This is a genomic window from Citrobacter sp. Ce006 (assembly GCF_030336535.1).
Classification (GTDB): Bacteria; Pseudomonadota; Gammaproteobacteria; order Enterobacterales; family Enterobacteriaceae; genus Citrobacter; species Citrobacter europaeus.
In genome coordinates this window covers 139,982-142,018 of record NZ_JAOWDO010000072.1, presented here as the reverse complement: position 1 = coordinate 142,018, position 2,037 = coordinate 139,982, and the positions used below count along the sequence as shown (strand labels likewise).

Sequence of the window (2,037 nt, the reverse complement as noted above, 5' to 3'; positions counted from 1 at the left end):
ATATTGGCAAGCTCCGGTGCCGATGCACCCGCCAGCGCCGCGCCAATATCACCGCCAGCCAGCCCCTGCAGAGCGCCTACGGCAGCCTGAATACCCCGCTGAATATCGCTAACCGTTCGCCCATCGGGTAGTTTACCGCCCCTTCCACTTGGTATTTCTTTAATTTCTGTGGGAGATAAGGCATCGAACTCTTTATTAGCAGCATTACTACCACCTGTTCTTTCGAAAAGTTTTGAACGCCCTGTAGTTTCAGGCCCCTTCGATGATGTCGAGGTTAAATCCTCAACAGTAATATTTTGCTTTTGACTGTTCTGCGCATTCTCCTCATCCTGCGGCTCCCAGCCGCCCGGCGTTCCTGAACCTGCACCACCAAATTCAGCCTTCTCAGCATCCGTCAGGTTATTGCCCGCATTCGGCCCTTCTGTCTGCCCTACATCATCAGCAGAACAGGCCCGACCGAAGGAACACTGGGTCGCTTTATCCAGCGCCTCCTTCATTTCTTTCAGCTTCTTGTCCAGGGCCGTTGCTGTTGGCATCGTTCACCGCATCGCCGGTATTGTTGCCTGCGACCGGTGGCGGCGGAGCTGGGATTGCCAGCGCATTATTCTCAACAACAACTCGATCCTGTGCACATTGCTGTGATGAAACAGTTTTGCCCTGTGCTTTCCGTGAGTTACAGCGGTTTTTCCCTGTTGCATTTTCTCCACGTTTTTTTTGCGTTGTTACCCTGTCCCGCTGTTGAGAGGAAAACCGTGTAAAGCTATGGCAGATGACGCGCAAAAAAAATCCCGGCATAATGGCCGGGATTTGCAAGCTTTCCCACTATTTCTTGATTCCTAAACGGAACATATCAGTTGGGAATAAAGGTTGTATTATCACTTCATCATTAAAAATGAATAATTTGGGCGATAAAGCTGTTACGTCATAGATATTTTCAGCGATTAATCTTAGATTTGACCTAAAAACTGGAATACTTGCATCATCTGCAAAGACAAACATGTCATCGTTTTTTACAGAGTTTGCACTCAATAGCTCATCAAAACTCTCATAATCAGAATGCCTGATCTCTGACCAAGTAACACTTCCTTTCGCGAGAGGATACTTATTTAAAATGCCCAGAGCCTCCTGCTGAGCCAGCCCCTCTACTATATTAAAATCAGCACTCAGTGCTTCCCGACACTCATCAAATAAAGTCATTTGCTCTACCTGTTTAGCTGTTTCAATATTGTTTCAAAAGACTTTTCATTGCCTTCAAAAGGTATGACTTGCTTCACCGCTTTTCCAGGGCCTTTACCCTGCGAGTAATCCCATATATTGATGTGTGTGCCTTTTTCAGGATCATAATCAACACGCCAACCAACTTTTCCGTCGCTGGATTGCCGCCCTATGACTTTCCCATTACCAGCGCTGACTTCCAAACGTCCGATAACTGGCTTAGAGTCCGCTCCTAAATTACCTACAAGATCCAATGCCTTGTTTCGAGCAGTTTCCCAGTTTTTCTCTGGCTTGAGGATTTGTTCAATTTTAGGCTGGGAATTCCCTTTAGCCTTACTAATTCCCCCAAATGCTGACGCCGCAGCGCTCGCGACTATTCCCGCCTGAACTTCATCCAGACCGTATTCTTTCTGGAGTGCTTCCGAGACTTTGTTGGTCGCGACAACCCCTTCGGCCTGCATTTGCTGCGCAAAAGTCGCCGTCAGATCGTAGACCATCTTGATCGGGATATCTTCACCCAGAGCACGATCTATTGCCTGCTTCACCGCCAGACTGTCAGTCAGTACATCACCGTATTTCTGCTGGCAGGTTGCCGGGCTAGCTGCACAGTCGCTGATCAGTTGCTTCTGCTGTGCCGTACTCAACTCTTCGTACTTTTTGATAATACCGCCGCAGTCACCGCCTTTCGCCTGACAGGACTTCATTTCAGCGGACCAGGCATCTAACTGCTTACTGCTCAGATAGTTATTCTCAACTGCGTTTTTACCAGACTGCGCACCCGTTGTCGTGCTTTTCGAATCACCACCGGCCAGATTACCTGCC

The 2,037-nt window shown here is 48.4% G+C and carries 3 protein-coding genes and 1 pseudogene; all 4 read right to left on the bottom strand.

Going from position 1 to position 2,037, the window contains the following annotated elements; genetic code table 11:
* Positions 1–536: pseudogene (locus tag OGV94_RS15065) on the bottom strand (hypothetical protein); the annotation flags it as partial.
* The gene (locus tag OGV94_RS15060; RefSeq protein ID WP_125461433.1) at positions 478–813 is read right to left on the bottom strand and encodes a hypothetical protein; all 336 of its coding nucleotides are present in this window, start codon (positions 811–813) and stop codon (positions 478–480) included. The pseudogene OGV94_RS15065 and the gene OGV94_RS15060, both read right to left, overlap by 59 nt.
* A gap of 9 nt (positions 814–822) precedes the next feature.
* Positions 823–1,197 carry a CDI toxin immunity protein gene (locus tag OGV94_RS15055; protein WP_000171782.1) on the bottom strand — a complete coding sequence of 125 codons (375 nt, stop codon included), beginning with the start codon at positions 1,195–1,197 and terminating at the stop codon, positions 823–825.
* 5 nt (positions 1,198–1,202) lie between these two features.
* The coding region (locus tag OGV94_RS15050) for a VENN motif pre-toxin domain-containing protein (protein ID WP_286523708.1) at positions 1,203–2,037 on the bottom strand (835 nt) is incomplete at its 5' end.